This window comes from Ochrobactrum sp. S1502_03 (genome assembly GCF_044435015.1).
Classification (GTDB): domain Bacteria; phylum Pseudomonadota; class Alphaproteobacteria; order Rhizobiales; family Rhizobiaceae; genus Brucella; species Brucella chromiisoli.
The window spans coordinates 1-2,583 of record NZ_JAYEXN010000076.1; the positions used below are offsets into that span (position 1 = coordinate 1).

Consider the following 2,583-nt stretch of genomic DNA (forward strand, 5'->3'; position numbering starts at 1 on the left):
AACCCAATCCCTTGACCAAACCATGATCTGAAAAACATACTCGAAGGTGGCTCAATTCTCGGTGAAAAAACCGGCTCAGTTCCGCGTGAAAACCAACATCTTGCTATTTTGAGGGCAGCGCCGCTTACAATTTTCTACTCACCGACAGCTGTGAGGGTGTTTCTATTGTATACAACGATTTTTTCGGGGGGCGTGGTGGTGTTCCAACCGGGGGCGCAGGTAGACTAGACACATGTTCAGGAATTGTAATTGAAGGAAACAGTTTAGAATTCAATGCTTCTATAGAGGTGCATAACTGCGCTGAGGTTAGGGTAGGCCCAAACTCCATAACAAATTTAGGGGTGACACTTACAGGGACAACAGTAAAATATGAATTTGAAGCATTCCCTGAATGGATTGATTACGTCGCAACTTTTTCGTCACAAGGCGGCGGCGCTTCAATCGGAAACGGCTATTCGGCGGCATGGTATAAGCGAAATGGAAACACAATAACGATACATGGTGTGGTAAGCTTCGGTTCAACCTCGTCTTATGGGTCAGGCGGCTTCCGTGTATTATTACCTGTACCAGCTAAAAGTCGGGCTGGATTTTTTTGGATGGGATCAGCTGCTGTATCAGGCAGTGCCTATAACAGAGATATACAAGTCTATACGGAGGGAGGGGCTTCCTTCGTTCAGTTCGCTACAGCTAGTGGAGTTGCCGTAGGGGCAACTACACCTCACACATGGACGAGCGGTGACACTCTTCGTTGGCAGCTAACATACGAATGTGGATAGCGTAAGAACGAATTTTATCTATTCAGATTGGCTGAATTCCAAGTATAAGACCTTATCCAGATTCGTCTTGTATAATGAGAGTTCGCCCTTTTCTAAGCTGGTAGTGGAAAGGAATTCCCTTGTTGTAATTTTCGAACACGAAGGATGAGCTTGTCTGCAATCCCAAAAGTCGTCCGAACCAAGAGCTAGCGCAATTGCGTGCATTCGGGGAGCGTTATTAAAGAAAGCAGCAGATGCAGCATCCGGTGTCATAGTCCCTTGGAGGGCAATCGCATGGATATTACGGGGTGGGAATGGTATAAGTCCATAAATCTTATTATAAAAGAAACTCGTTTCGTCTCTATGCGCGGTTAGATACTCTCTTCCTTTTAAATGAAAATTGAACATGAGTGACGAGATAGCGCACACCGATATTATAAAAGCAATCTTTTTCTTATCAAAGAATGAAAATAACAATATAACTATTGCAGCAGCTGCGGCTTCCAAACTGCGGGTATAAATAGGCGCCCCTAGAACAATGTTAAACACAAAATAAGATGCGTACACTGCGGATACAACTGAGTACAAGCAATATATATTTCTAGATCGGTAAAAATTTAGCATCGTAATTGTGAGCATAAATATTATGATGTAAAGTTTTCCATCGTTATATAACGTTAAATCTAAAAAATTTTGAAATAAGCTAGCAATGGAAAAAGTGGCGTTGTCAATAAAAGACCCTATATCCCTTATAGGATTCGTCTGCCGCCAATCTGCAATTTTAAGCCCGATTTGACCAGATCTTAGATATACGATACTCAGCATAAAAGCGGCGCCCAAAAAGCTTCCAATCACCCACCACACAATATGATTGATCGCGGCTTTTAACGCGTTGTTCCGGGCGGGCTGAAAACTATCAAGGAATATTAACGGGAGCAAAAAATAAAAATTCTGCATCGCGCCAAATAAAGTTATGCCTCCTAGGCAGTAAATTAAACGGTGATTAAAATTCTTTTGGCGCATTTTCTGCAGGAGCAATAAACATAACAAGGCAGGCGAAGTCGTAGCGGGCCACAGGCTTTGCTGAACAAAAGGTGGAGATACCACAACGGCAGTAGAAGCAAGGACGGCGTAGCCCGGTATTGAAGTCATTAAGCGAAAAATATTATATAGAAATATAATAGAGGTGGAAATGTAAACGATCAAAAATAAGGGGAGCGGAATAGATCTGAGCAGCTTGTGGGCATAATAATTAATCCAGCGACCTTCTTCTATAAATTTAAAATAAAAACTATAATAGTAGTGTACTTCATCGTGGCCGTACACAGACAAATTCAGAAATGGAAGGTAAGTAGAGATTAAAATAGCAAATGAAAAGATGAGTAAAGTTCCATTAAGAGGCCCAGTATTTTTTGACAATTTAAATTTTTCCATAATATATTACTTGGCGTTGTGTATTCTATCAATAATAAAACGGGGGCGTCTTTTGACTTCAAGATATATCTTGCCGATGTACTCCCCGATAATTCCTAGGCATAGTAGCTGTATGCCACCTAAAAATAGGATAGGGATTACAGTCGATGCCCAACCGGGTACAGCGTGACCAAAATAAAACACTTTTACAAAGACCACCCAGAAGGCTGCAACGAACGCTGCAGCGCTGACACCAAGCCCTAAAACAGTAACCAGTCTCAACGGCGTTACCGAAAAGGATGTTATACCATTGATAGCAAGGCCGAGCATTTTACGAATTGTGTATTTCGTCTCACCGTATTCTCGATTCTGTCGCTCGTAATAGATTATTGATGTAGGGAACCCTATAGTTGGA

The 2,583-nt window shown here is 41.9% G+C and carries 1 protein-coding gene and 1 pseudogene; both read right to left on the minus strand.

Annotated features, from left to right (window positions below; translation table 11 throughout):
- Positions 1-794: 794 nt before the first annotated feature.
- A complete protein-coding gene (locus VBH83_RS19210) occupies positions 795-2,189 on the minus strand; it encodes a hypothetical protein (RefSeq protein WP_396999079.1) in 1,395 nt (464 codons plus the stop codon).
- Between the two features lie 6 nt (positions 2,190-2,195).
- A pseudogene (locus VBH83_RS19215) lies at positions 2,196-2,583 on the minus strand (glycosyltransferase); the annotation flags it as partial.

What these genes read in the sequence shown, in the direction of transcription:
- VBH83_RS19210 (WP_396999079.1), bottom strand. Translation starts at nt 2,189, where the DNA reads ATGGAAAAATTTAAATTGTCAAAAAATACTGGGCCTCTTAATGGAACT.